The organism is Pseudomonas sp. (assembly GCF_030690725.1).
Classification (GTDB): domain Bacteria; phylum Pseudomonadota; class Gammaproteobacteria; order Pseudomonadales; family Pseudomonadaceae; genus Aquipseudomonas.
Genome location: NZ_JAUYGD010000077.1, coordinates 1 through 1,954, shown reverse-complemented (window position 1 = coordinate 1,954; position 1,954 = coordinate 1). Strand labels below are relative to the sequence as shown.

Genomic DNA, 1,954 nt, shown 5'->3' with positions numbered 1-1,954 from the left:
CCAAAACCGTAAAGGGTGGCCGTATTTTCACTTTCACTGCGTTGACCGTAGTGGGTGATGGTAAGGGTCGCGTTGGTTTCGGCCGTGGCAAATCCCGTGAAGTGCCAGCTGCTATCCAGAAAGCTATGGAAGCTGCTCGTCGCAACATGATCCAGGTGGACCTGAACGGCACCACTCTGCAGTACGCAATGAAATCTGCACATGGCGCCTCCAAGGTGTACATGCAGCCGGCTTCCGAGGGTACCGGCATTATTGCTGGTGGCGCTATGCGTGCTGTTCTAGAAGTGGCTGGTGTACAAAACGTTCTGGCTAAATGCTACGGCTCGACTAACCCCGTGAACGTGGTGCATGCCACTTTCAAAGGTTTGAAAGCTATGCAGTCGCCTGATTCCATTGCGGCCAAGCGTGGCAAGAGCGTCGAGGAGATTCTCTAATCATGGCTAATACCGTAAAAGTCACGCTGATCAAAAGCATGACCGGCCGCATTCCCAACCATAAGCTTTGTGTGAAGGGTTTGGGTCTGCGTCGCATTGGTCACACCGTAGAAGTGCTGGATACTCCCGAGAATCGCGGGATGATCAACAAGGCTTACTACATGCTGCGAGTCGAGGGTTAATACATGTACCTGAACGATTTGAGTCCTGCGCCGGGTTCCCGTCGCGAGAAGCACCGTCCGGGCCGTGGTATCGGTAGCGGTTTGGGTAAGACTGGTGGCCGCGGCCACAAAGGTCAAACCTCCCGCTCCGGTGGCACCATTGCTCCGGGTTTCGAAGGCGGCCAGCAGCCTCTGCACCGCCGTCTGCCTAAGTTCGGTTTCGTTTCTTTGAAGGCTATGGATCGTGCGCAAGTGCGTACCTCCGAGCTGAATAAAATCGAAGGCGGCATTGTTACTCTGCAGTCGCTGAAGGATGCCAACCTGATCAACCAAAACGTACAGCGTGTGAAAGTCATGCTGTCCGGTGAAGTTACTCAGGCAGTCACCCTTAAAGGTATCGCCGTCACCAAAGGTGCGCGCGCGGCTATCGAAGCAGCTGGCGGTAAGTTCGAGGAATAAATGGCTAAGCAAGGTGCTCTCTCAGCGCTCAGCAATGGCGGGTTGTCCGAACTCTGGGCTCGTTTGCGCTTTCTGTTCATGGCGATCATCGTCTATCGGATAGGTGCACACATCCCAGTTCCAGGTATCAACCCGGACCGGCTGGCGGACCTGTTTCGACAGAATGAGGGGACCATTCTTAGCTTGTTCAACATGTTTTCCGGCGGCGCGCTGGAGCGTATGAGCATTTTTGCACTGGGGATCATGCCGTACATTTCGGCGTCGATCATCATGCAGCTCATGACCGCTGTCAGCCCGCAGCTGGAGCAGTTGAAGAAGGAAGGTGAGGCTGGCCGTCGCAAGATTAGCCAGTACACCCGCTACGGCACCCTCGTCCTGGCATTTGTCCAAGCCATCGGCATGTCCGTTGGTTTGGCCAGTCAGGGCGTAGCGTTTACGGTCGATTTCGGCTTCCACTTCGTTGCAGTCACCACGTTTGTGGCGGGTGCGATGTTTATGATGTGGCTAGGCGAGCAAATCACCGAACGTGGTGTTGGCAACGGTATTTCGATGCTGATCTTTGCAGGCATCGTAGCCGGTCTGCCGTCGGCGATTGGGCAGTCTTTCGAGTCTGCTCGCCAGGGTGATATCAATATCTTTGCCCTGATCGCCATCGGTTTGCTGGCAGTAGCGATTATCGGTTTCGTGGTGTTCATTGAGCGTGGTCAGCGTCGCATTGCGGTGCATTACGCCAAGCGTCAGCAGGGCCGTAAGGTCTTCGCTGCGCAGACCAGCCACTTGCCGTTGAAGGTGAATATGGCGGGGGTTATCCCGGCTATTTTCGCCAGCAGCCTTCTGTTGTTCCCGGCCTCGCTGGGTGCCTGGTTTGGCCAGTCCGAAGGTCTGGGCTGGCTGCAGGAT

General features: G+C 55.6%; 4 protein-coding genes. All 4 read left to right on the top strand.

From position 1 onward, the window contains the following. Nucleotides 1-434 (top strand): 30S ribosomal protein S5 (gene rpsE / locus Q8O69_RS19275; protein WP_305593787.1); only part of this gene is annotated, 434 nt, incomplete at its 5' end. 2 nt (nucleotides 435-436) lie between these two features. Beyond that, a complete protein-coding gene (gene rpmD / locus Q8O69_RS19270; protein ID WP_079204534.1) occupies nucleotides 437-616 on the top strand; it encodes a 50S ribosomal protein L30 in 180 nt (59 codons plus the stop codon). Nucleotides 617-619: 3 nt separating this feature from the next. Continuing rightward, the gene (rplO, locus tag Q8O69_RS19265; RefSeq protein ID WP_090243121.1) at nucleotides 620-1,054 is read left to right on the top strand and encodes a 50S ribosomal protein L15; all 435 of its coding nucleotides are present in this window, start codon (nucleotides 620-622) and stop codon (nucleotides 1,052-1,054) included. Further along, on the top strand, nucleotides 1,055-1,954 hold a 900-nt coding region (gene secY, locus Q8O69_RS19260), incomplete at its 3' end, for a preprotein translocase subunit SecY (RefSeq protein ID WP_305593786.1).

Coding starts and splice junctions, on each gene's coding strand:
- rpmD (WP_079204534.1), top strand. CDS start 437: ATGGCTAATACCGTAAAAGTCACGCTGATCAAAAGCATGACCGGCCGC.
- rplO (WP_090243121.1), top strand. CDS start 620: ATGTACCTGAACGATTTGAGTCCTGCGCCGGGTTCCCGTCGCGAGAAG.